Genomic DNA, 23,315 nt, shown 5'->3' with positions numbered 1-23,315 from the left:
CGCCCCGTTCCTCTCGAGGAGCGGGGCGTCGTCGTGTCGCCGGGGCGGGCGCCCCCGCGTCAGCCTCGGCGTCGGAACGCCCGGAGGCCGCGGTTGACCTGGCGGGCCCAGAGCGGACCGCGGTACAGGAACGCCGTGTAGCCCTGCACGAGGGTCGCACCGGCCCGGAGGCGGTCGGCCACGTCGCGCGCCGTGCTGACGCCGCCGACCGAGATGACGCAGACCTCGGCGGGGAGCACCTCGCGGAGCAGGCGGAGCACCTCCAGGGACCGCGCCGCCAGCGGCGCGCCGGAGACTCCCCCGGCGCCCGCGGCCTCGACCACGGACGCCGGCGTCGTGAGCCCCTCGCGGGACAGGGTCGTGTTGGTGGCGATGACGCCGGCGAGCCCGAGCTCGGTGACGAGCCCGCCGATGCGACGGACGCCGTCGTCGTCGAGGTCCGGGGCGATCTTGACGAGGACCGGCGTCCGGCCCGCGGCGTCGCGCACGGCGCTGAGCAGCGGCGAGAGCCGGTCGAGCTCCTGGAGGCCGCGGAGGCCGGGCGTGTTCGGCGAGCTGACGTTCACGGCGAGGTAGTCGGCCAGGGGCGCGAGGAGGCGCGTGCTGACCAGGTAGTCGTCGACGGCGTCGTCGACGTCGACCACCCGGCTCTTGCCGATGTTGACGCCCACGACGGGGCGGACGGCGGCACGGCGGGCCCGCGTGAGCTCCTCGGCGGCCTGCTCCGCGCCTCCGTTGTTGAAGCCCATGCGGTTGACGACCGCCTCGTCGGGCACGAGCCGGAAGAGACGCGGGCGCTCGTTGCCGGGCTGTGCCCGCGCGGTGATCGTGCCGACCTCCACGTGGCCGAAGCCCAGGGCACCGAGGCCGGCGATGCCCCGCGCGTCCTTGTCGAAGCCGGCCGCCACGCCGAACGGCGACGCGAACCGGAGCCCGAGCGCCTCGACGGCGAGCGAGGGGTGGGGAGCCGTGAACCGCCGCACCACGGGCGCGAGGCCGAGGCGCGGCACGGCACGGATGACGCGGAAGGCGAGGTGGTGGGCGTCCTCCGGGTCCATGCGCGCGAACACCACGTCGAAGAGGACCCGGTACGGCGTCCTCATTCGTCCACCGACCGGGCCGGACGCGGACGCGAGGCGTGCTCGGACCGGAGCTGCGAGATCGACGCCTCGAAGTCGTCGAGGGAGTCGAACGCCTGGTAGACGCTCGCGAACCGGAGGTACGCGACCTCGTCGAGCTCGCGCAGCGGCGGCAGGATGGCGAGGCCGATGTCGTTCGCCTCGATCTGGGACGTGCCGGAGGCCCGGACGGCCTCCTCCACCTTCTGGGCCAGCAAGGCGAGGTCGCCGTCGGTCACCGGTCGCCCCTGGCAGGCCTTCCGCACGCCCGAGATGATCTTCTCCCGGCTGAAGGACTCGAGCACGCCGTTGCGCTTGACGACGTTCAGGCTCGCCGTCTCGGTGGTGCTGAACCGTCGACCGCAGTTCGGGCACTGGCGTCGGCGGCGGATCGAGGTGCCGTCGTCGCTCGTGCGCGAGTCGACGACGCGGGAATCGGGGTGGCGGCAGAAGGGGCAGAACATGGTGCCCTCAGCGTACTGGCAGCGGGGACGGCCGACGGCGGGGCGACGGCGAGGGCGGTGACGGCCCTAGGGCCGCGAGAGGCGCGCCGCGACGGCCTCGCCGTGCGCCGGCAGGAGCTCCGCCCGCGACAGGGCGACGAGCCGGTCGGCGACCTCGGCGAGGGCGTGCGGCTCGTAGCGGACGATCTGCTGGGGCCGCAGGAACGTGTAGGCGCCGAGGCCGGACGAGAAGCGGGACTGGCCGCTGGTCGGGAGGACGTGGTTCGAGCCCGCGAGGTAGTCGCCGAGGCTGACGGGCGTGCTCGCGCCGACGAAGACGGCCCCGGCGCTCGTGATGCGCGCCAGGACGGCGTCGTCGTCGGCCGTCTGGATCTCGAGGTGCTCGGGCCCGTACGCGTTGCTGAAGTCGGTCGCGGCGGTCATGTCGTCGACGAGGACGATGGCCGACTGGCGGCCGTCGAGGGCGGTCTGCACCCGGTCGGCGCTGAGGGTGCGCGGGACGAGGCGCTCGAGCTCCGCCACGACCGCGTCGGCCAGCTCGGGCGAGTCGGTGACGAGCACGGCGGAGGCCACCTCGTCGTGCTCGGCCTGGCTGATGAGGTCGACCGCGACGAGCGTGGCGTCGGCGCTGGAGTCGGCGATCACGAGGATCTCGGTGGCGCCCGCGACCGCGTCGATCCCGACCTGCCCACGGACGTGCTGCTTGGCCGCCGCGACGAAGTTGTTGCCCGGCCCCGTGATGACCTGGACCGGCTCGAGGCCGATCTCGGGCACGCCGTAGGCGAGGGCCCCGACGGCGCCGGCCCCGCCGACGGCGTAGACCTCGTCGATGCCGAGGAGCCCGGCTGCCCCGAGGATGACGGGGTGCACCCCTCCCCCGTGCTCGCGCTGCGCCGGCGAGACCAGGGCGATCGACCGCACGCCGGCGACCTGGGCGGGGACGACGTTCATGACGACGCTCGACGGGTAGACGGCCTTGCCGCCGGGCACGTAGACCCCGGCGCGGTCGACCGGCTGCCAGCGCTGCTCGATGACCGCGCCGTCGGCGGGGCGGGTGACGCTGCCGGACGGCACCTGGGCCCGGCTGGCCTCGGTCACGCGGACGATCGACTCCTCGAGGGCGGCGCGGACGAGCGGGTCGAGCGCGTCGACCGCGGCGCGGACCGCCTCGACGGGCACCCGGAGCTGCTCGGTGCGGACGCCGTCGAACCGCTGGGCCTGGTCGCGGAGCGCGGCGGCCCCCCGCTCGCGGACGTCGAGGACGAGCTGCGCCGCCGACTCGGCGGCGGCGCTGACGTCGACGTGCGAGCGGGGCACGAGGGCGAGGAGGTCGGCGTGGGTAGGCTCGAGGCCCCGGAGGTCTGTGGTCTGGATCATGGCCCGGCCAGCCTAGTCACCCGCGCACGGCGGTGGCCCGGCCCGGGCAGACCCGCAGGAGGACCTCGCCCATGACCGACCAGCCCGTCCCCGAGCCCCCCGTCTCGCACGACCTCGACGCCTTCAAGCAGGCGTTCCGTCGACACGCCGCCGGGGTGGCCATCGTCACCGCGCGCGACGCGGGCGGCTCGCCCGTCGGCTTCACCGCGACGTCGCTGGCCTCCCTCGCCGCGGTGCCGCCCCTCGCGACCTTCAACATGGCGCGGACCGCGAGCTCCTGGCCCGCCGTCGCGGAGACGGACCACGTCATCGTCCACCTCCTGGGGCTGCGCAACCGCGACCTGGCGGCGAAGATGGCCGGCCCCGCCGCCGAGCGCTTCGTCGGCGACCACTGGGAGGAGGGACCTCACGGGCTGCCCCTGCTCCGCGGGGTGACGGCCTGGATGTCGGGCCGGGTCGTCGAGCGCTTCCCCGTCGCCGCCAACGCCGTCGTCGTCGTCCAGGTGGAGCAGGGCGACGTCGGGGTGGACGACGACGCCCTGCTCTACCACGACCGCCGGTACCTGCGGCCCCTGCACCTGGACGAGTAGCCGGAGCTAGACCAGGCAGCCGGGGCCGAGGAGGCTCTTCAGCTCGCCGAACAGGTCGGCGGTCACGTCGACCGGCATCGGGATCTCGAACATGCGGGCGAGGTCGCCCTTCACCAGGCGGAGGCGGACCTCGGTCGAGCCGGAGTGCCGACCGAGGACGGCCGCGAGCTCCGTCACGGTGTCGGTCGTGGCCCGGTGCTCGGGCATCTGCAGGACGAGCGGGCCCTGGTTCACGCCCACCCCGAGATCCGGCGTGAACATGCTCGCCGCGTGCATGTTCATGCCGTCGTCACGCACGCTCACGCGGCCCTTGAGCACGATGATCGAGTCGCCGACCAACGACGGCCCGAACTCCTGGTACGTCTTGCCGAGGAACATCGCGGAGATCTCGCCGCCGAAGTCCTCGACGGTGATGATGCCGTACGGGTTGCCGGAGTTGCGGGCCACGCGGTGCTGGACGCTCGTGATGAGCCCTGCGATGGTCACGGTCTCGCCGTCGATCGTGGCGGGGTCGCTCGACAGCACGTCGGTGACGGTGGTGCTGGCGTGCTTGGCCAGCGGCAGCTCCAGGCCGGCGAGGGGGTGGTCCGAGACGTAGAGGCCGAGCATGTCGCGCTCGAAGGCGAGCTTGTCGCGCTTGGTCCACTCCGGGCGCTCGGGCACGTGCTGCACGTCCTGCGGCTCGTCCCACAGGGAGTCGAAGTCGAAGCCGACCTGGCCGTTCGCCTCGGCCCGCTTCTCGCTGACGGCGGCCTCGACCGCGGACTCGTGGATCTCGACGAGCGCGCGGCGGGTCGACCCGAGGCTGTCGAAGGCCCCGGCCTTGACGAGGGACTCCACCGTGCGCTTGTTCGCGACGGGCAGCGGGACCTTGCGCAGGAAGTCGTGGAACGACGAGAAGGCGCCCTCCTTCTGCCGCGCTGCGATGACGTGGTCGACGACGTTGAAGCCGACGTTGCGGACGGCGCCCATGCCGAAGCGGATGTCGTCGCCGACGGCGGCGAAGAACCCGATCGACTCGTTGACGTCGGGAGGCAGCACCTTGATGCCCATGCGTCGGCACTCGTTGAGGTACAGGCCGAGCTTGTCGCGGGAGTCGCCGGTCGAGGTGAGCAGGGCGGCCATGTACTCGGCGGGGTAGTGCGCCTTGAGGTAGGCCGTCCAGTACGAGACGACGCCGTAGGCCGCCGAGTGGGCCTTGTTGAAGGCGTAGTCGGAGAACGGCAGCAGGATGTCCCAGAGCATCTTCACGGCGTCGGGCGAGAAGCCGTTGTCGAACATGCCCTGCTCGAACCCGGCGTACTGCTTGTCGAGCTCCGACTTCTTCTTCTTGCCCATCGCGCGGCGGAGGATGTCCGCCTGGCCGAGGGAGAACCCGGCGACCTTCTGCGCGATCGCCATCACCTGCTCCTGGTAGATGATCAGGCCGTAGCTCGTCGAGAGGATCTCCTTCAGGGGCTCCTCGAGCTCGGGGTGGATCGGTGTGATCTCCTGCGCGCCGTTCTTCCGCAGCGCGTAGTTGGTGTGCGAGTTCGCGCCCATGGGCCCCGGGCGGTAGAGCGCGATGACGGCCGAGATGTCCTCGAAGTTGTCGGGCTTCATCAGCCGGAGCAGCCCCCGCATGGGGCCGCCGTCGAGCTGGAACACGCCGAGCGTGTCGCCGCGGCCCAGGAGGTCGTAGGCCGCGCGGTCGTCGAGCTCGAGGTCCTCCAGGACGAGGTCGAAGCCGCGGTTCGTCCGGATGTTGTCGAGGGCGTCGTTGATGATCGTGAGGTTGCGCAGCCCCAGGAAGTCCATCTTGATCAGCCCGAGCGACTCACAGGCCGGGTAGTCGAACTGCGTGACGATCTGGCCGTCCTGCTCGCGCTTCATGATCGGGATGATGTCGATCAGCGGGTCGCTCGACATGATGACGCCCGCGGCGTGCACGCCCCACTGGCGCTTCAGCCCCTCGAGCCCCAGCGCGGTGTCGAAGACCGTGCGGGCCTCGGGGTCGGTCTCCACGACCGTCCGGATGTCGCCCGCCTCCTTGTAGCGGTCGTGCTGCTTGTCGAAGATCCCCGTGAGCGGGATGTCCTTGCCCATGACGGCGGGCGGCATCGCCTTGGTGAGCTTCTCGCCCATGCCGAAGGGGAAGCCGAGCACTCGACTGCTGTCTTTCAGGGCCTGCTTCGCCTTGATCGTTCCGTAGGTGACGATCTGCGCGACGCGCTCGTCGCCGTACTTCTCCGTCACGTACTGGATGACCTCGCCCCGGCGACGGTCGTCGAAGTCGACGTCGAAGTCGGGCATCGAGACGCGGTCCGGGTTGAGGAAGCGCTCGAAGATGAGGCCGTGACGGAGCGGGTCGAGGTCGGTGATGCGCATGGCGTAGGCGGCCATCGAGCCGGCGCCCGACCCGCGGCCGGGGCCCACCCGGATGCCGTTCTCCTTGGACCAGTTGATGAAGTCGGCGACGACGAGGAAGTACCCGGGGAACCCCATGCCCGTGATGACGCCGATCTCGTACTCGGCCTGCTTGCGCACGTCGTCGGGGATGCCCGCGGGGTAGCGGTACACCAGGCCCTTCTCGACCTCCTTGATGAACCAGGTCTCTTCGGTCTCGCCCTCCGGCACGGGGTACCTCGGCATGTAGTTCGCCGAGGTGTTGAACTGGACGTCGCACCGCTCGGCGATGAGCAGGGTGTTGTCACAGGCCTCCGGGTGGTCGCGGAAGAGGTGGCGCATCTGCTTCGCGGACTTCAGGTAGAACTCGTCGGCGTCGAACTTGAAGCGGTTGGGGTCGTTCAGCGTCGAGCCGGACTGGACGCAGAGCAGCGCGGCGTGGCTGGTCGCGTCGTGCTCGTGCGTGTAGTGCAGGTCGTTCGTGGCGACGAGGGGCAGACCGAGGTCCTTCGCGAGGCGCAGCAGGTCGCCCATGATCTGCCGCTCGATGCCGAGGCCGTGGTCCATGATCTCGGCGAAGTAGTTCTCGCGGCCGAAGATGTCGCGGAAGTCAGCCGCGGCCTTCACCGCCTCGTCGTACTGGCCGAGGCGGAGGCGCGTCTGCACCTCGCCGCTCGGGCAGCCCGTCGTCGCGATGAGGCCCTCGGAGTACTGGGAGAGCAGCTCGCGGTCCATGCGCGGCTTGAAGTAGTAGCCCTCGAGCGATGCCCGGGACGACAGCCGGAACAGGTTGTGCATGCCGGTCGTGTTCTCGGAGAGCAACGTCATGTGCGTGTACGCACCGGCGCCGGAGACGTCGTCACGCCCGCCGTCGCCCCAGCGCACGCGCGTCTTGTCGCCGCGGTGCGTGCCGGGCGTGATGTAGGCCTCGGTGCCGATGATCGGCTTCACGCCCGCCTCGGTCGCGGTCTTCCAGAAGTCGTACGCCCCGAACACGTTGCCGTGGTCGGTGACCGCGACGGCCGGCATGCCCTGGGCCGCGGCCTCCGTGATGAGCGGCTTGACCCTCGCCGCCCCGTCGAGCATCGAGTACTCGCTGTGCACGTGCAGATGGACGAATGAGTCTTCGTTCGAGGCCACTCGGCTCCCCGTCTCCTGGTGTTCCTGACTACTGGAGGAACAGCCTAACCGGCACGGAGGACATCGAGCGCGTGCTGCAGGTCGGCCGGGTAGGTCGACCGGTAGACCACGGGCCCACCCGTGCCGGGGTGCCGGAACCCGAGCTGGACGGCGTGCAGCCACTGCCGCGTGAGGCCGAGCTTGGCGGAGAGCGTCGGGTCCGCCCCGTAGGTGGCGTCGCCGACGCAGGGGTGCCGCTGGGCGGCCATGTGGACGCGGATCTGGTGCGTGCGACCTGTCTCGAGGTGGATCTCGAGGAGGGACGCGGAGGGGAAGGCCTCCACGGTCTCGTAGTGGGTGACCGACGGCTTGCCGTCGACCACGACGGCGAACTTCCAGTCCGACGACGGGTGACGCCCGATGGGCGCGTCGACCGTGCCGGTCAGGGGGTCGGGGTGCCCCTGCACGACCGCGTTGTAGATCTTCTCCACGGTGCGTTCGCGGAACGCCTGCTTCAGCTCGGCGTAGGCGCGTTCGGTCTTCGCGACGACCATGAGCCCGCTCGTGCCGACGTCGAGGCGGTGGACGATGCCCGCACGCTCGGCCGCGCCCGAGGTGGCCACGGTGAAGCCCGCGGCGGCGAGGCCGCCCAGCACGGTCGGCCCCGTCCAGCCCACGGACGGGTGCGCGGCGACGCCCACGGGCTTGTCGACGACGACGATCTCGTCGTCGTCGTGCACGATGCCGAGCCCGGGCACGTCGACCGGGACGACGGACGGCGCCTCCTTCGGGGCCCACGAGACCTCGAGCCACGCGCCGGCCTCGAGGCGGTCGGACTTGCCGACGGTGCGGCCGTCCACCTCCACGCCGCCGCTCGAGGCGACCTCGGCGGCGAAGGTCCGGCTGAAGCCGAGGAGCTTGGCGAGGGCGGCGTCGACGCGCTCACCCGCGAGGCCGTCGGGGACGGGCAGGGACCGCTGCTCGCTCATCGGGGCTCCGTCGTCGGGGTGGCCGCGACGTCGGCGTCGCCCGGGGAGGCGGTGGCCTGGCCCTCGACGGCGCGGTCGTCGGCCTCGGTGTGGCCCCCGCGCGGCGTCCGGCTGCCGTCGAGGCCGACGCCGAGCAGCGTCAGGAGGACGAGGAGGCCCATGCTGGAGACGATGAAGATGTCGGCGACGTTGAAGATCGCCGGCAGCAGCTTCGGGAAGTACAGGAAGTCGACGACGTGCCCCTGCCCGAACGACGGCTCCCGGAAGAGCCGGTCGGTGAGGTTGCCGAGGGTGCCGCCGAGCAGCATGCCCAACATGATCGCCCAGGCCACCGACCTGATGCGCTTCGCGAAGACGACGATGGCGACGACGACGGCCGAGGCGGCGAGGGAGAAGACCCACGTCGTGCCGCTGGCCAGGGAGAACGCCGCGCCGGGGTTCTTGACGAAGAGGAGCTGGAAGAAGGAGCCGAGCACGTCGACCGCCCGGCCCTCGACGAGGTCACGCGTGACGAGGTGCTTGGTGCCCTGGTCGAGGGCGTAGGCCACGACAGCGACGAAGGCCAGCGCCGCGATGACGCGGACGCTGACCTTCGCAGCGGGATCTCGAGGTGCCAAGACCCTAGTTGGAGCCGAAGCCCTGCGCGCTGGCGGGCTGGGGCTCAGAGGCGCCCTCGCCGTCGAGCTCGTGCAGCTGGCCCTCGATGTAGCTCTTCAGCTTCTGGCGGTAGTCGCGCTCGAAGGTGCGGAGGTCGTCGATGCGACGCTCCAGGCCCGTGCGCTCGCCGTTCAGCTGCTCGAGGACCTCGCGGCGCTTGGTCTCGGCCTCGCCCACGACCTCCCGCGAACGGGCCTCCGCGTCGGCGACGACCTCCCGCGAGCGGTTCTCGGCGTCGCCGACGAGCTCCGCGGAGCGCGCCTCGGCCTCGGCCACGACACGGGCGGCGGTCGACTGCCCCTCGGCGATGAGCGCGTCGCGCTTCTCCGCGCCTTCGCGGACGTGCTCCTCGTGGAGGCGACGTGCCAGCTGGAGCAGGCTGTTGGTGCTCTCGGTCTCGTCGGCCGACGGGCCGGCGAAGGCCGGGACGGGCGTGACGGCGGCGGGAGCCGCGGCGACCGGAGCGACGGGCTCCGGGGCTGCCACCGGCTCGGCCTTCTCGAGGACCGGCTCGGGCGCGGACGCCGGCTCGGGCACCGACGCGGGGGCCGGAGCGCTGGCGACCGGGGCCGCGACGGCGGCGTCACGCTGACCGTCGCCGGCGGCGGACTCCGCCGAGGCGAGGCGCTGGCGCAGCTCGTCGTTCTCCGCGCCCAGGCGCCGGAGCTCGGCGACGACCTCGTCCAGGAAGTCGTCGACCTCGTCCTGGTCGTAGCCCTCGCGGAACTTGGTCGGCTGGAACCGCTTGTTGACTACGTCTTCCGGCGTCAAAGCCATTGCCGTCACCTCGTGAATCTGTTGGATCGTGTGATCGTGGTCTGGGTCGTGCACTACACCGTAGCGAACGATCGCCCGTCGGGACGGGGAGGGGCACCGAGGCCCCGCGGAGAGCCTACCCTCTCGGGCGGCGACGACGGGCGTCGCGCGCGGCGCCGTGTCAGATGCGGGCGAAGACGCCCATCAGGACGACGACCGCCAGCATGATGAGGCTCCAGCCGAAGTCGAGCGCGACCGAGCCGAGCCGGACCGGGGGCAGGACCTTGCGGACGGCCTTGATCGGCGGGTCGGTGACCGTGTAGGTCACCTCGGCGAGCACGAGCACGGCCCCCCGGGGCCGCCAGCCCCGGCTGAACGACTGGGCGAGGTCGAAGACGAACCTCGACCACATGAGCAGGAAGAAGACCAGGAGCGCGTAGTACACGATCGAGGAGATCAGGGAGACGATCATGGGGGTGTCATCAGCTCGCACGAGTCGGCGCGGCGGAGGCCGCGGGAGGGGGGCGGACGGCGGCTCGGCCGCACCCGGTCAGGACTGCGAGAAGAACGACGCCTCGATGTCGGACTCTACCTCAGCCTGCTCACCGCTCACTGCGATGTGGGCGGGCGACAGCAGGAACACCTTGTTCGTGACGCGCTCGATCTTGCCGAAGAGCCCCTGCGAGAGGCCGCTGGCGAAGTCGACGAGGCGACGAGCGTCGGCCTCCGTCATCTGGGAGAGGTTGATGATCACGGGGATGCCGTCGCGGAAGCTCTCGGCGATCGCCTGGGCGTCCTTGTACTCCCGGGGGTGGACGGTGAGGATCTCGTTCATGTCGTGGGGCACCGTGTTCTTCGTGGTCGGGGTCGTGGCGCGGCGGAGCGGCGTCACGGGGGCGCGAGTGGGGGTCGGGGCGGAGGCGGCGGCCGGCACGGCGACGGGGGCGACGGGCGACGGCGCGGCGGCGGGCGCGGCCGACCGTGCGGCAGGCTGGGCAGCGGCCTGCTGGGCTGGCTGCTCGTCGTACTCGAGCTCTTCGTCGGCGAGGCCCAGGTAGACCATCGTCTTGCGCAGGGGGTTGGCCATGGGGGTGTCCTCCGGATCGTGGATCGTCTAGACCGACATTAACCAGCGTCGGGCCGAGAACCCGTGATTGCCGTGCCGATGCGGAGGTGTGTCGCGCCCTCGGCGATCGCGTCGGCGAAGTCCTGCGACATCCCGGCCGAGATCTGGTCGGCGTCGGGCGCCACGGCCCGGACCCGCTCCGAGACGAGCCGGAGGCGCTCGAAGGCCGGGCGGGCCGGTGCGTCGAGGGGCGCGACGGCCATGACGCCCCGGAGCCGCAGGCCCGGGGTCGCGAGGACCCGCTCGACGAGCGCGTCCACCTCCGCCTCGGCGACGCCCCCGCGGCCGGGGTCGTCGGTGAGGTTCACCTGCACGAAGCCGTCCACCCACGTCCCGTCGTCCGACCCGAGCGCGTCGACGACGCTGGCGCGGTCGAGGGAGTGGACCGCCGAGGCGTAGCGCCGTGCCTGGCGGGCCTTCTTCGACTGCAGCTGGCCGACGAAGTGCCAGCGGAGGCCCTCGAGGTCGGCCGTCTCCGCCGACTTGGCCTGCGCCTCCTGGTGTCGGTTCTCCCCGACGTCACGGACGCTGAGCGCGTGGAGCTCACGCACGAGCGACGCGGGGTGGAACTTGGTCACGACGATCGTCGTGACCGAGGCCGGGTCGCGTCCGGCCGCCCGAGCCGCGTCGGAGACGCCGGAGGCGACACGGGCGAGTCGCTCGCCCGTGTCGCCTCCGCCGAGGGGGTCGCCCGTCACTACTTCAGGAAGTCGGGGACGTCGAGGTCGTCGTCGCCGTCGTCGAAGGCGGGGTCGGAGGCGCGGGTGGCCGCGGGCTCCTCCGGACGACGCCACGAGTGCGAGTCCGAGCCGGCACCGCTGTCGGCGATGGCCGAGACGCCGGGCACCGCGGCGGACGAGGAGCCCTCCGACTCGACGAAGCTCGAGCGACGCTCCTTCGACTTGGCCTGGGGCTCTCCGCCGTCGAAGCCCGCGGCGATGACCGTCACGCGGACCTCGTCGCCGAGGGTGTCGTCGATGACGGCGCCGAAGATGATGTTGGCCTCGGAGTGGACGGCCTCCTGCACCAGGCGAGCCGCGTCGTTGATCTCGAAGATGCCGAGGTTCGAGCCGCCCTGGATGGAGAGCAGCACGCCGTGTGCACCGTCGATGCTGGCCTCGAGCAGCGGCGAGGCGACGGCCAGCTCGGCCGCCTTGATGGCCCGGTCGGCACCGCGCGACGAGCCGATGCCCATCAGCGCGGAGCCCGCCCCCTGCATGACCGACTTGACGTCGGCGAAGTCGAGGTTGATGAGGCCGGGGGTCGTGATCAGGTCGGTGATGCCCTGGACGCCGGCGAGGAGGACCTGGTCGGCGGTGCCGAAGGCCTCCACCATGGAGATGCCGCGCTCGGAGATCTCGAGGAGGCGGTCGTTCGGGACGACGATGAGGGTGTCGACCTCGTCCTTCAGGGCTGCGACGCCCGCCTCGGCCTGCGCCTGACGACGCTTGCCCTCGAAGCCGAAGGGCTTCGTGACGACGCCGATCGTGAGCGCGCCGATCGACTTCGCGATCCGGGCCACGACGGGTGCGCCGCCGGTGCCCGTGCCGCCGCCCTCGCCGGCCGTGACGAAGACCATGTCGGCCCCGGCCAGGGCCTCCTCGATCTCCTCCGCGTGGTCCTCCGCCGCACGGCGGCCGACCTCGGGGTCGGCGCCGGCGCCGAGGCCCCGGGTGAGCTCGCGGCCGACGTCGAGCTTGACGTCGGCGTCGCTGAGCAGGAGCGCCTGGGCGTCGGTGTTGATGGCGATGAACTCGACTCCGCGGAGCCCGAGCTCGATCATGCGGTTGACGGCGTTGACGCCACCGCCGCCGACACCGACGACCTTGATCACGGCTAGGTAGTTGTGGTTCGTTGTCACGTCCGGGCCTCCGCTGGAACCTTAACTCTGTGATTGAAGGTCAAGGTTGTACATTGTATTCGAGTGGGTCAGTCACAAGGTATGGGTCGCGCCTCACCGCCGACCACTCCGAGACGGGCGTGTCGCGAAGGCCGGTCTCAGCGAGTGCGGATGATGCCGTTGTCGGGCGCTGAGACGTCGTACTCGACCGAGGCCGCCGGGTCGCGCTTCGCCTGGTCGGCGACGAGGCCGGCGAGCACCTGCGCCTTCTTCTCCGAGTGCTCGGCGCTGCCCCAGACGACCTGCTCCCCCGAGGTGAGGGCGAGCGTGACGTCGTCGGCCGTCGACGCCGTGACCGTGTCGACGGTGCTGCGGAGCGTGAGCGGCAGGGCGAGGAGCACCTCCGCCGCCGACCGGAAGGCCGTGCCGTCGAGGGGCGCGCCGCCGACGTCGACCTGCGGCACGCCGTCCTGACGACCGTCGAGGCGCTGCACGACGATGCCCGCGGGGTCGACCAGGTCGACGCCGTCGGCCGTCGCCACCGTGGCGATCGGCTGGCGCTCGGTCACGCGGATGACGAGGGTGTGGGGCGGGGCGGTCTCGGTGACGTAGCTCGCGATGAGGGGGAACTGCTCCAGCTCGCCGGTGATGCGGTCGAAGTCGACGAGGGCCAGGGGCGTGCCGAGCTGGTCGTCCACGGCGGCCGTCACGGCGCTCGCGTCGACGCGGCTCGTGCCCTCCACCCGGATCTCCTGCAGGGAGAGGAGCGGTGAGAAGACGGCCACGGTCACCGACGCCACGAGGACGACGACGACCGCGCCGACGGCGGTCCAGGTGGCCCGCCGATGGCGCGAGCGGCGCGTGAAGCGACGCACCTCGGACTTCTCGACGCGGCGACGCTGACGCGACGCCCGCCGGGCCGCACGACGCGCCTCCGCGGCTCTCTCGCGTGCGGCGGCCGCCGTCGTGTCGGCCGGCCCGATGCGCGGGGGCTCGGCCGGGCGCACGGCCTCGGGGCGACCGTCCGCCGGGCGGGCGTCCGCAGGCCGAGCGACCTCGGGGCGCGCCGCCGCAGGGCCGGCGGCCGCAGGGCCGGCGGCCGCAGGGCCGGCGGCCGCAGGTCGGCCGATGCGGGCCGAGCGGGAGGCGCGGGGAGGCCCGGTGACGACGGACACGGGGCCCGTGTCGACGTCGTCCGAGGCCCCGGGGGCCGACGCCGACGTCTCCGCGCCGCGGCGGCGCCGCGCCAGCCGGTCGGCGAGGGACGGTCGGCCGTGGCCGTCCGCCGGCGGCTCGGGGGCGGGCTCCGGGGGCGGCTCGAAGCCCTCGGGGCGCTTCACGCTCCGGTCTCCTCCGCGGTCGACGGGTCGGGGGCGGTGGCGGCGTCGAGCGCGCCGAGCAGCTGGGGCACGATGCGGTAGACGTCGCCGCAGCCGAGCGTGATGACGAAGTCGCCCTCCCGAGCGACCTCCGCCGTGCGGACCGCCGCGGACTGCCAGTCCGGCACGAAGTCGACGCGCTCGGGGTCGCGGAAGGCCCCCGAGACGAGCGCGCCGGTGACGCCGGGCTCAGGGTCCTCACGGGCCCCGTAGACGTCGAGGACGATCGTGTGGTCGGCCAGGCGCTCGTAGGTCTCGGCGAACTCGCCGGCCATCATCCGCGTTCGGCTGTACAGGTGCGGCTGGTGCACGGCGATCAGGCGCCCCTCCCCCACGACCGACCGGGCGGCCTGCAGCGCCGCGGCGACCTCGGTCGGGTGGTGGGCGTAGTCGTCGTAGACGCTGACGCCCCGCACGGTGCCGTGCAGCTCGAAGCGTCGCTCGGTGCCGCCGAAGGCCTCGAGCCCGCGGACGGCGGCCTCGGCCTCGACGCCGAGGCCCACGAGCACCGCGAAGGCGCCGGCCGCGTTCACCGCGTTGTGGTGGCCCGGCACGCGCAGCTGGACGGGCAGGCTGCGGCCGTCGTGGTGGAGCGTGAACGACACCGGCCCGCTCGACGCGACGTCGGTGATGCGGACGTCCGCCGACCCGTCGAGCCCGAAGGTCACGACCCGCGGGTGGTCGAGCGCCTCCGTGACCCGCCGGGCGCCCGCGTCGTCGCTCGAGATGACGACGAGCTCGGAGGCGGCGCCCGCGAACTCGACGAAGGCCCGGTCGAACGCCTCGTGCGACCCGTAGTGGTCGAGGTGGTCGGCGTCGACGTTGGTGACCAGCGCGATCGCCGTGTCGTAGAGCAGGAAGGAGCCGTCGGACTCGTCGGCCTCGACGACCACCAGCTCCTCCGAGCCGCCGGCGGCGCTCACGCCGAGCGACTGGATGACGCCGCCGTTGACGAAGCTGGGGTCGCGCCCGGCGGAGAGCAGCGCCGTCACGATCATCCCGGTCGAGGTCGTCTTGCCGTGCGCGCCGGCGACCGAGACCAGGCGCTGGCCGCCGATCAGGGAGGCGAGGGCCTGCGACCGGTGCAGCACGGGCACGCCGTCGGCGAGGGCCCGCTGGTACTCCGGGTTGTCCTGCCAGAGGGCGCCGGTGACGACGAGGGTGTCCGCGTCGCCGACGTTCGCGGCGTCGTGGCCGATCGCGATCTCGGCGCCGAGCTCGCGCAGGGCCGAGACCGACGCCGACTCGCGGATGTCGGAGCCGGTGACGCGGTGGCCCGCGGCCAGGAACACCCGGGCGATGCCGCTCATGCCCGAGCCGCCGATGCCGACGAAGTGGACGGCCCCGAGGTCGGAGGGGATCTGCTGCTGGAGGTCTGGCTTGATCATGCGTTCTCGGCGTCCGTCTCGGAGGGGCTGGTCGGGGTCGCCGTCGATCGGCCGCGCGCGTGGGCGGCGGGGCGGGACGACGAGGAGGCGCGGTCGACGGCGTCGAGGACGAGGTCGACCGTGCGGTCGGTCCCGTCCAGCACCCCCACCGTGGCCGCGCGGACCGCCATGTCGGCGATCGCGGCGCGGTCGAGCAGCAGGCGCACGAGCTCCCGGTCGACCCACTCCGGCGTGAAGTCGGCGTCGGCCACCAGCAGGGCGCCGCCCGCCTCGACGACGTCGGTGGCGTTGAAGCGCTGCTCGCCGTTGCCGACGGGGTACGGCACCAGGACGGAGGGCAGGCCGAGCGCGGTGAGCTCGCTGACGGTCGCCGAGCCCGACCGCGACACGACGAAGTCCGCGGCCGCCAGGGCGAGGTCCATGCGGTCGCAGTAGCGGAGCAGGTGGTGCCCGGCCAGCCCGGTCGACCGGAGGTCGGACTTCTCGCCGGTGATGTGGAGCACCTGCCAGCCGGCGCCGACGATGCTGGCGGCGGACCGCGCGACCGTCTCGTTGAGGCGACGGGCTCCGCTGGAGCCGCCGGTGACCAGCACCGTGGGCAGCGCGGGGTCGAGGCCGAACTCGGCCAGCGCCTCCTGACGTCGTGCTCGGCGGTCGAGCGTCTCGATCTCGTCGCGGAGCGGCATGCCGACGCGACGTGCCCCTCGGAGCTTCGTCGACCGGAAGACGACGCCGACGTGGGGCGTGAGGAACGAGCCCAGCACGTTCGCCATGCCGGGCTTCGCGTTCGCCTCGTGGACGACGAGCGGGACGTGCTCGCGACGCGCGGCGACGTAGGCGGGTGCCGAGGCGTAGCCGCCGAAGCCGACCACGACGTCGACCGCGTGCTCGCGGAGCAGGCGACGGACGCCGTCGACGGCGCCCTTGAGCGCCCCCGGGAAGCCGAGCGCCGCCCGGGAGGGGCGTCGCGGGAAGGGGAGCCGCGGCACGGTGAGCAGCTCGTAGCCCCGCTGCGGGACGAGCCGGGCCTCGAGCCCCTCTGCGGTGCCGAGGACGAGGATCGTCGCGGTGGGCTCACGGCGCCGCAGACGGTCGGCCACGGCCAGGAGCGGGTTGACGTGCCCGGCGGTGCCGCCGCCGGCGAGGAGGTACGTGGTCATCGGAGAGACCCTACCCGCTGCCCGACGGGCGGCATGGGCACGGTCGGGTCCTCCGGACGGCGGGCGAACGACAGCACCACGCCGATGGCGGCGAGGGTGACGATGAGCGCCGAGCCCCCGGCGGAGATGAGCGGCAGGGGGACGCCGAGCACGGGCAGCAGCCCGAGGACGACCGCGATGTTGATCAGGGCCTGGCCGATGATCCACGCCGTGACCGCACCCGTGACGACCCGCACGAACGGGTCGTTCGTGCGGCGGATGATCTTGACGAACCCGACGGCGAGCACGACGAAGAGCGCGAGGACGACGATCGCCCCGATGAGACCGAGCTCTTCACCGACGATGGCGAAGATGAAGTCGTTGTCGGCCTCCGGCAGCCACGACCACTTCGATTTCGAGTTGCCGAGGCCGACGCCGAACAGGCCGCCGGAGGCCAGGGCCCAGGTGCCGTGCAGCGACTGCCAGCAGGCGGCCTGGTAGTCGCTCGAGTCGGTGCAGCCGGACATCCACGCGGCGATCCGCTCGTTGCGGGAGTCGGAGCCCGAAGCGATGATCGGCACCACGGCGAGCAGGAAGAGCACGGGCACGGCGAGGAAGCGGAGGCGCACCCCGGCGAACCAGACGGCCGCGAAGACCAGGAGGAGCATGACCATCGTCGTGCCGAGGTCGCCGCCGAGGATGACGAGGCCCACCGACACCCCGACGACGGGCACGAGCGGGATCGCCAGGTGCTTCCAGTCGTCGAGGAGGTCGCGTTTGACGCTGAGGATCATGCCGAGCCAGACGGCCAGGGCGAGCTTGACCGCCTCGGACGGCTGCGCACTGAAGGAGGAGCCGAGCTCGATCCAGTTCCGGTTGCCGCCGACCTCGTAGCCGAGGGGGGTGAAGACCAGGAGCTGGAGGACCACGGCCGCCAGCAGGATGTGCCAGGCCCAGCGCTTCCAGAACCAGATCGGCACGCGCGAAGCGATCAGCATGAGCGGCACGCCGATCGCGGCGTACATGCCCTGGCGGATGAAGGCGCCGAAGAAGGAGGTGTGCTTCGACGAGATGTACTGCTCGACGCTCGACGAGGAGAGGACCATGACGAGGCCCAGCACGACCATGAAGAGGGTCGTGCCGAGGATCAGGAAGAACGAGCCGGTCTCCGCGGCGAAGAGCTTCTTGACCGCGACGACGGCGGCGGCTTGCCGCACGTCGTGCGGGTGCGCGCCGTGCTCGCCCTCGCCGTGCCCCCGAGCCCCGCGGGCGCCCGGGGAGCGGACGGACGGCGGGGCTGCGGCGGGGGCCGACGGGGCGGCGGACCGGGTGCGCGGCGCCGCCGCGCGGGGACGCGACGCGTCAGTCGGTCGCCGGCGCGGGAGGCTGGACGGCAGGTCGGCCATCGGCGTCACCCCTCAGGTGCTCGTGGACGGCGGCGGCCCAGGCTCGGCCGCGTGCCGTGTAGTCGGTGAACTGGTCGAAGGACGCCGCGGCCGGTGCCAGCAGCACCGTGTCGCCCGGGAGCGAGGCCTCCGCCGCGAGGCGGACCGCCGTCGGCATCACCCGCTCAGTGTCGGCCTCGTCGACCTCGAACACGGGGACGTCCGGCGCGTGTCGCCGGAGAGCCTCGAGCACGACCTCGCGGTCGACGCCGATCACGACGACGGCACGGAGGCGGTCGGCGACGTCGGCGACGAGCGGGGCCGGGTCGACTCCCTTGAAGGTGCCGCCGACGACCCAGACGACCGAGGGCGCCGACGTCAGCGAGGCCCGGGCCGCGTGCGGGTTGGTGGCCTTGGAGTCGTCGACGAAGCGGACGCCCCCGGCCTCGGCGACGAGCTCCGTGCGGTGGTGGTCGACGCGGAAGCCGAGCACGGCCTCGCGGACGGCCGCGGGGTCGACGTCGACGGCCCGCACGAGGGCGGCGGCGGAGAGGACGTCGGCGACGAGGTGGTCGGCGCCGAGGCCGACCGCGTCGAGCTCGGTCGTGGTCGCGAGCTCGAGGGCCCGGTGACGCCGGTCGTCGAGGAACGCCCGGTCGACGAGGACGCCGGCGTCGTCGTCGCCCGCGACGACCCCGAAGTCGCTCGGGCCCGGTGCGGAGAGCCCGAAGCCCACCGCGCGGCAGCCCTCCTCGACGTCGGCCTCCTCGACCATGCGCAGCGTGGCGTCGTCGGCCTTGTTGTAGACGCAGGCGACGACCGTGTTCTCGTAGACCTTGGCCTTGGCGTCGCGGTAGGCGCGGGCGCTCCCGTGCCACTCGAGGTGGTCGTCCTCGAGGTTGAGGCAGACGGAGGCGCGGGGCCGGAGGGCGCCCGGGCCGGCGGTCGGCAGCTGGTGCAGCTGGTGGCTCGACAGCTCGACGACGAGGACGTCGAACCCGTCGGGGTCGCGGACGGCGTCGAGCACCGGCACGCCGATGTTGCCGCACGCGGCGGCCCGGCGACCGCCCTGGGTCGCCATCGCGGTGGCGAGCTGCGTCGTCGTCGTCTTGCCGTTCGTGCCGGTGACGAGCAGCCAGTCGGCCACGCGCCCCGTCTTGTCGCGCAGACGCCAGGCGAGCTCGACGTCGCCCCAGACGGCCGCGCCGCTGGAGGCCGCCCAGCGCGCGAGGGGGTGGTGCGGGGCGAAGCCGGGCGAGATGACCACGAGCTCCGGGGCGAGCTCGACCACGGCGGCCGGCGGCTCCTCCATCGCGGGGTCGAGCACCAGCTCGGCGCCGATGAGCGACAGCAGCTCGGCCCGGTCGTCGTCGACGGTCGGGGCCAGGACGACGACGCGCGCGCCGAGCTCGGCGAGCGTGTCGGCCACGGAGAAGCCGGTCACGCCGAGGCCGAGGACGAGCACGCGGAGGCCCCGCCAGTCGGCGTGCCAGCTGCTCAGGCCGTCGAGGCGCGCGGCCAGGGCGGGGTCGAGGGTCGCGTCGCTCACGAGGTGCGCGAGATCCACTCGAGGTAGAACACGCCGACGCCGGCCGCGACGAACAGGCCCGCGATGATCCAGAAACGCACGACCACCGTGACCTCGGCCCACCCCTTGAGCTCGAAGTGGTGGTGCAGGGGGCTCATCAGGAAGATCCGTTTGCCCTTGGTGATCTTGAAGTAGGCGCGTTGCAGGATCACCGAGCCCGTGACGACGAGGAAGAGGCCGCCGATCAGGACGAGGAGCAGCTCGGTGCGGCTGAGGATGGCGAGGGCGGCCAGCGCGCCGCCGAGGCCGAGCGAGCCGGTGTCGCCGAGGAAGATCTGCGCGGGCGAGGTGTTCCACCACAGGAACCCGATGAGACCGCCGCAGATCGCGGCCGCCACGACCGCGAGGTCGAGCGGGTTGGCCACCGTGTAGCAGGCCGACCGCGTGGTCTCGTCGAGGCGCGTGCTGAAGCACGACTGGTTGAACTGCCAGAAGCCGATGAAGATGTACGACGCGATGGCGAGGATGGACGACCCCGTCGCGAGGCCGTCGAGGCCGTCGGCCACGTTGACGCCGTTCGAGGTGCTCACGGTGATGAGCACGACCCAGATGAGGAAGAGCCCTCCGCCGATCACGCTGCCGAACACCATGAAGTCGAGCCACGAGATGTCGCGGATGCCGGAGATCGCGGTGGAGGCGGGGGTCAGGCCGTTCGCGTTGGGGAACGACAGCGCGAGGACGGCGAAGACGGCCCCGACCACGACCTGGCCGGCGATCTTCGCCCAGCCGCCGAGCCCGAGGCTCCGCTGGTTGCGGACCTTGAGGAAGTCGTCGAGGAACCCGACCGTGCCGAGCCCCACCATCATGAACAGCACCAGCAGCCCGCTGAGCGTGAGCTCGTCGCGCGCCACCAGGTGGCCCAGGAAGTAGCCGATGACGGTGCCGAGGATGAGGACGATGCCGCCCATGGTCGCCGTGCCGCGCTTGGTGTGGTGCGACTGCGGGCCGTCGTCGCGGATGAACTGGCCCCAGCCGAGGCGGTGGAAGAGCCGGATGAACAGCGGCGTCATGAGCAGGGTGAAGACCAGCGAGAACCCGCCGGCGATCAGCAGCGCGATCACTCGGTCACCCCCGCGAGGCGGTCGCCGAGGAAGCGCAGGCCCGCCGACTTCGACGACTTGACGAGCACGACGTCGCCCGGGCGCAGCTGCTCGCGGAGCAGCTCGTAGGCGGCGTCGACGTCGTCGACGAGGACGGACTCGCCGTCCCACGAGCCCTCGAGCCCGGCCGCGGTCGAGATGTGGCGGGCGGCGTGGCCGACCACCACGACCTGGCTGACGTTGAGCCGCACGACGAGGCGACCGACACGGTCGTGCTCCTCGCGCGCGGCGTCGCCGAGCTCGGCCATCTCGCCGAGGACGGCGATCGAGCGGCCGCCCTCGGGAACGATCTGGACGAGGGTCTTGAGCGCGGCGGCCACGGAGTCGGGACTCGCGTTGTACGCGTCGTTGACGACGGTGACGCCGTCGCCGCCGTCGAGCACCTCCATCCGCCAGCGCTCGGCGCGGGCGACGCCCTCGAGCACCGTCGCGGCGCGGTCGAGGTCGAGGCCCCACTCCCCCGCGACCGCGAGGGCGGCGAGGGCGTTCATGACGTGGTGCTCGCCGAGGATGCGCAGCGACACCCGTCGGGTCAGGTCGCCGTGGGCGAAGGTGAAGGAGGTGCCCTCGGCCGTCACGTCGACGTCGGAGGCACGGTAGTGCGCCGACGAGGAGAGCCCGAAGGTCACCACGCGCGCGGCCGTGACGGACGCCATCCCGGCGACGCGGTCGTCGTCGGCGTTGAGGATGGCCGTCCCGGTCTCGGGGAGGTCGGTCACCATCTCGGACTTCGCGGCGCGGGTGCCCTCGATGCCGCCGAAGCCGCCGGCGTGGGCGAGGCCGACCTTCAGCACGACGCCGGTGTCGGGGCGGGCGATCTCGACGAGGCGGGCGATCTCGCCCGGGCCGGAGGCCCCCATCTCGACGACGAGGTACTCGGTGTCGTCGTCGATGCGGAGCATCGAGATCGGCGCACCGACGTGGTTGTTGAACGAGCCCTGGGGAGCGACCGTCGCGGCGACGTCGCCGAGGACGGCGCGGAGCATGTTCTTCGTGCTCGTCTTGCCGTTCGAGCCCGTCACGCCGACGACGCGCAGGGCGCCGCGGCGGCGGACCCGCTCGACGACCGCGGCGGCCAGGCGGGAGAGCGCCGTGACGCCGTCGTCGACCACGACGACGGGCACGTCCACGTCGACGGCAGCCTCGGCGACGACGAGGGCGGCGCCGCGCTCGACGGCGGACCCGACGAACAGGCGGCCGTCGGTGACCTCGCCGCGCAGGGCGACGAAGACCGAGCCGGGCTGGACCAGACGGGAGTCGGTCTCGACCGAGCCTGACACGACCTGCTCGGCCCGCGACTCCTGCCCGGGGGCGAGGGAGCCGCCCGTGATCTCGACGACCTCGGCGACGGTGAGGGCGATCACTCGGCCCACCCGGCCTCTCGCAGCGCCGCTCGCGCCTCGTCGCGCGCCGAGTACGGCGTGCGCTCGCCCCGGATGTCGCGGTAGTCCTGGTGGCCGGGCCCGGCCCAGAGGATCGAGTCGCCCTCGTCGGCCAGGCCGACGGCGGTGCGGATCGCGGCCTCGGGCGGGCTGACCTCGTGGATCTCGTGCTCCGGGAAGGCGGCCCGGGCGGCCTCGACGAGCGTCGTGCGGATCGCCTGCGGGTCCTCGAAGCGGGGGTGGTGGTCGGTGACGACGAGGACGTCGGAGCCCGCCGCCGCCACGCGCGCCATCTCGGCCCGCTTGGTCTTGTCACGGTCGCCGTCGGCGCCGAACAGCATGATGACCTTGCCGGGGGTGAACCGGCGCACCGCCGCGAGCGTGGTGAGGAACGCGTCGGGGCTGTGCCCGAAGTCGACGTAGACGCTCGGGCCCCGGTCGCCGGAGACGCGCTCGGTGCGGCCGGGCAGGTACGCCACGATGCCGTCGTCGGCCGCGAGGGCCTGCTCGATGGCACCGAGCTCGAAGCCGGCCTCGACCAGCATGACGAGCGCGAGGGCCGCGTTGGCGACCATGTGCCAGCCGATCAGCGGCACCCGGGTGACGAGCTCGCGGGACTCGGGGCCGGTGAGGCGGAACTCCGTCCACGCGGCCTGCTCGTCGAGGATCTCGACGCGCCAGTCGGCCTCGACCTCGGGGAGGATCGTGATCGTGGTCAGCGGCACGCGCGCGCTGTCGACGACGCGCTGCCCCCACGGGGAGTCGAGCGAGATGACCGCGCGGCGCGAACGGTCGGGCTGGAAGAGCGGCAGCTTCGCCTGGAAGTACTCCTCCATGTCGGCGTAGTCGTCGAGGTGGTCGTGGCTGAGGTTCGTGAACGCGGCCACGTCGAAGACGAGACCGTCGACCCGGTTGCGGCTGAGCGCCTGGGCGCTGACCTCGACGGCGACGGCGCGGACCTCGCTCTCGCGCATGCGGGCCAGCAGGGCGTGCATCTCGCTCGCCTCGGGGGTCGTGAGACGGCTGACGACCGTGAGGTCGCCGATGTGGCGCTCGGCGGTGCTGCTCAGCCCCGTCACGAGGCCGAGCTGACGGAGGACGCCCTCGAGGAGGTAGGAGGTGCTGGTCTTGCCGTTGGTGCCGGTGACGGCGAAGAGGAGGGGCGAGTCGGTGCCCTCGCCCGTGCGGTAGATCCAGGCGGAGACGTCGCCGAGGGCCGCACGCGGCGAGTCGACGAGCACGACCGGGAGCCCGACGTCGCGCGCGATCTCGAGGCCGCGGCGGTCGGTCATCAGGGCGACGGCGCCGCCGTCGCGGGCCTGGGCGGCGAACTCGGCGCCGTGCCGGTGCTCGCCGGGCACGCCGACGTAGAGGTCGCCCGGGTGCAGGTCGCCGGTGCTCAGCGTCACGCCGGTCACCTCGACGCCGTCGAGGGAGCCGTCGTGCTCGAGTCCGAACTCGCTGACCAGCTGGCCGAGCGACCTCGCGGACGGATGTTCCGGTCGGAGGACCGGGGGGATCCGGGCGTTCAAA

Annotated in this window: 20 protein-coding genes; 1 reads left to right on the top strand and 19 read right to left on the bottom strand. The window is 72.6% G+C overall.

Going from position 1 to position 23,315, the window contains the following annotated elements; all coding sequences use genetic code 11:
* Positions 1-59 precede the first annotated feature (59 nt).
* The 3 genes from IFT45_RS07905 to hisD all read right to left on the bottom strand — a co-directional run bounded on the left by IFT45_RS07905 (position 60) and on the right by hisD (position 2,959).
* Positions 60-1,103 carry a quinone-dependent dihydroorotate dehydrogenase gene (locus IFT45_RS07905; RefSeq protein ID WP_192127594.1) on the bottom strand — a complete coding sequence of 348 codons (1,044 nt, stop codon included), beginning with the start codon at positions 1,101-1,103 and terminating at the stop codon, positions 60-62.
* The gene (gene nrdR, locus IFT45_RS07900; RefSeq protein WP_056055048.1) at positions 1,100-1,582 is read right to left on the bottom strand and encodes a transcriptional regulator NrdR; all 483 of its coding nucleotides are present in this window, start codon (positions 1,580-1,582) and stop codon (positions 1,100-1,102) included. Before nrdR ends, IFT45_RS07905 begins: the two co-directional genes overlap by 4 nt.
* 66 nt (positions 1,583-1,648) lie before the next feature.
* The gene (gene hisD / locus IFT45_RS07895; protein WP_056055051.1) at positions 1,649-2,959 is read right to left on the bottom strand and encodes a histidinol dehydrogenase; all 1,311 of its coding nucleotides are present in this window, start codon (positions 2,957-2,959) and stop codon (positions 1,649-1,651) included.
* A 71-nt stretch (positions 2,960-3,030) separates the two neighbouring features.
* Here hisD and IFT45_RS07890 point away from each other — a divergent pair, with 71 nt between their 5' ends.
* Complete coding sequence (locus IFT45_RS07890; RefSeq protein WP_056055055.1) at positions 3,031-3,549, top strand: flavin reductase family protein; 519 nt, start codon at positions 3,031-3,033, stop codon at positions 3,547-3,549.
* 6 nt (positions 3,550-3,555) lie between these two features.
* Here IFT45_RS07890 and dnaE read toward each other — a convergent pair whose 3' ends face one another.
* From dnaE to IFT45_RS07810, 16 genes are all read right to left on the bottom strand, one after another.
* Positions 3,556-7,020: a DNA polymerase III subunit alpha gene (gene dnaE, locus IFT45_RS07885; RefSeq protein ID WP_056055946.1), complete on the bottom strand. Its 3,465-nt coding sequence runs from the start codon at positions 7,018-7,020 to the stop codon at positions 3,556-3,558.
* Between the two features lie 98 nt (positions 7,021-7,118).
* The gene (locus tag IFT45_RS07880) at positions 7,119-8,042 is read right to left on the bottom strand and encodes an RluA family pseudouridine synthase (RefSeq protein ID WP_192127592.1); all 924 of its coding nucleotides are present in this window, start codon (positions 8,040-8,042) and stop codon (positions 7,119-7,121) included.
* On the bottom strand, positions 8,039-8,659 hold the full coding sequence (gene lspA / locus IFT45_RS07875; RefSeq protein ID WP_197981077.1) for a signal peptidase II: 621 nt from the start codon (positions 8,657-8,659) through the stop codon (positions 8,039-8,041). Before lspA ends, IFT45_RS07880 begins: the two co-directional genes overlap by 4 nt.
* 4 nt (positions 8,660-8,663) lie before the next feature.
* Positions 8,664-9,476, bottom strand: a complete 813-nt coding sequence (locus tag IFT45_RS07870) for a DivIVA domain-containing protein (protein WP_185232747.1) — start codon at positions 9,474-9,476, stop codon at positions 8,664-8,666.
* A 160-nt stretch (positions 9,477-9,636) separates the two neighbouring features.
* Entirely contained in the window at positions 9,637-9,927 is a 291-nt protein-coding gene (locus IFT45_RS07865) for a YggT family protein (RefSeq protein ID WP_056055064.1), read from the bottom strand.
* Positions 9,928-10,005: 78 nt separating this feature from the next.
* Positions 10,006-10,542 (bottom strand): cell division protein SepF, encoded by a 537-nt coding sequence (locus tag IFT45_RS07860; protein WP_056055069.1) that lies wholly within the window; start codon positions 10,540-10,542, stop codon positions 10,006-10,008.
* A gap of 38 nt (positions 10,543-10,580) precedes the next feature.
* On the bottom strand, positions 10,581-11,279 hold the full coding sequence (locus IFT45_RS07855; protein ID WP_192127590.1) for a YggS family pyridoxal phosphate-dependent enzyme: 699 nt from the start codon (positions 11,277-11,279) through the stop codon (positions 10,581-10,583).
* Entirely contained in the window at positions 11,279-12,442 is a 1,164-nt protein-coding gene (gene ftsZ, locus IFT45_RS07850; protein WP_056055076.1) for a cell division protein FtsZ, read from the bottom strand. Before ftsZ ends, IFT45_RS07855 begins: the two co-directional genes overlap by 1 nt.
* A gap of 137 nt (positions 12,443-12,579) precedes the next feature.
* The gene (locus IFT45_RS17795; protein ID WP_371810910.1) at positions 12,580-13,761 is read right to left on the bottom strand and encodes an FtsQ-type POTRA domain-containing protein; all 1,182 of its coding nucleotides are present in this window, start codon (positions 13,759-13,761) and stop codon (positions 12,580-12,582) included.
* Positions 13,758-15,188 (bottom strand): UDP-N-acetylmuramate--L-alanine ligase, encoded by a 1,431-nt coding sequence (murC, locus tag IFT45_RS07840; RefSeq protein WP_185232751.1) that lies wholly within the window; start codon positions 15,186-15,188, stop codon positions 13,758-13,760. Before murC ends, IFT45_RS17795 begins: the two co-directional genes overlap by 4 nt.
* Positions 15,185-16,348, bottom strand: a complete 1,164-nt coding sequence (locus IFT45_RS07835) for a glycosyltransferase (protein WP_192127588.1) — start codon at positions 16,346-16,348, stop codon at positions 15,185-15,187. The genes murC and IFT45_RS07835 overlap by 4 nt, the downstream gene beginning before the upstream one ends.
* Positions 16,345-17,544: a putative lipid II flippase FtsW gene (gene ftsW, locus IFT45_RS07830; RefSeq protein WP_235491181.1), complete on the bottom strand. Its 1,200-nt coding sequence runs from the start codon at positions 17,542-17,544 to the stop codon at positions 16,345-16,347. Before ftsW ends, IFT45_RS07835 begins: the two co-directional genes overlap by 4 nt.
* Before the next feature lie 145 nt (positions 17,545-17,689).
* A complete protein-coding gene (gene murD / locus IFT45_RS07825; RefSeq protein WP_371810909.1) occupies positions 17,690-19,261 on the bottom strand; it encodes a UDP-N-acetylmuramoyl-L-alanine--D-glutamate ligase in 1,572 nt (523 codons plus the stop codon).
* Positions 19,258-20,361, bottom strand: a complete 1,104-nt coding sequence (gene mraY / locus IFT45_RS07820; RefSeq protein ID WP_056055088.1) for a phospho-N-acetylmuramoyl-pentapeptide-transferase — start codon at positions 20,359-20,361, stop codon at positions 19,258-19,260. The genes murD and mraY overlap by 4 nt, the downstream gene beginning before the upstream one ends.
* Complete coding sequence (murF, locus tag IFT45_RS07815) at positions 20,358-21,764, bottom strand: UDP-N-acetylmuramoyl-tripeptide--D-alanyl-D-alanine ligase (RefSeq protein WP_192127584.1); 1,407 nt, start codon at positions 21,762-21,764, stop codon at positions 20,358-20,360. The genes mraY and murF overlap by 4 nt, the downstream gene beginning before the upstream one ends.
* Complete coding sequence (locus tag IFT45_RS07810; protein WP_056055090.1) at positions 21,761-23,314, bottom strand: Mur ligase family protein; 1,554 nt, start codon at positions 23,312-23,314, stop codon at positions 21,761-21,763. The genes murF and IFT45_RS07810 overlap by 4 nt, the downstream gene beginning before the upstream one ends.
* Position 23,315: the final 1 nt, after the last annotated feature.

The organism is Frigoribacterium sp. CFBP 13707, assembly GCF_014842245.1.
Taxonomy (GTDB): Bacteria; Actinomycetota; Actinomycetes; order Actinomycetales; family Microbacteriaceae; genus Frigoribacterium; species Frigoribacterium endophyticum.
This window is presented reverse-complemented; position numbering and strand designations above follow the sequence as displayed.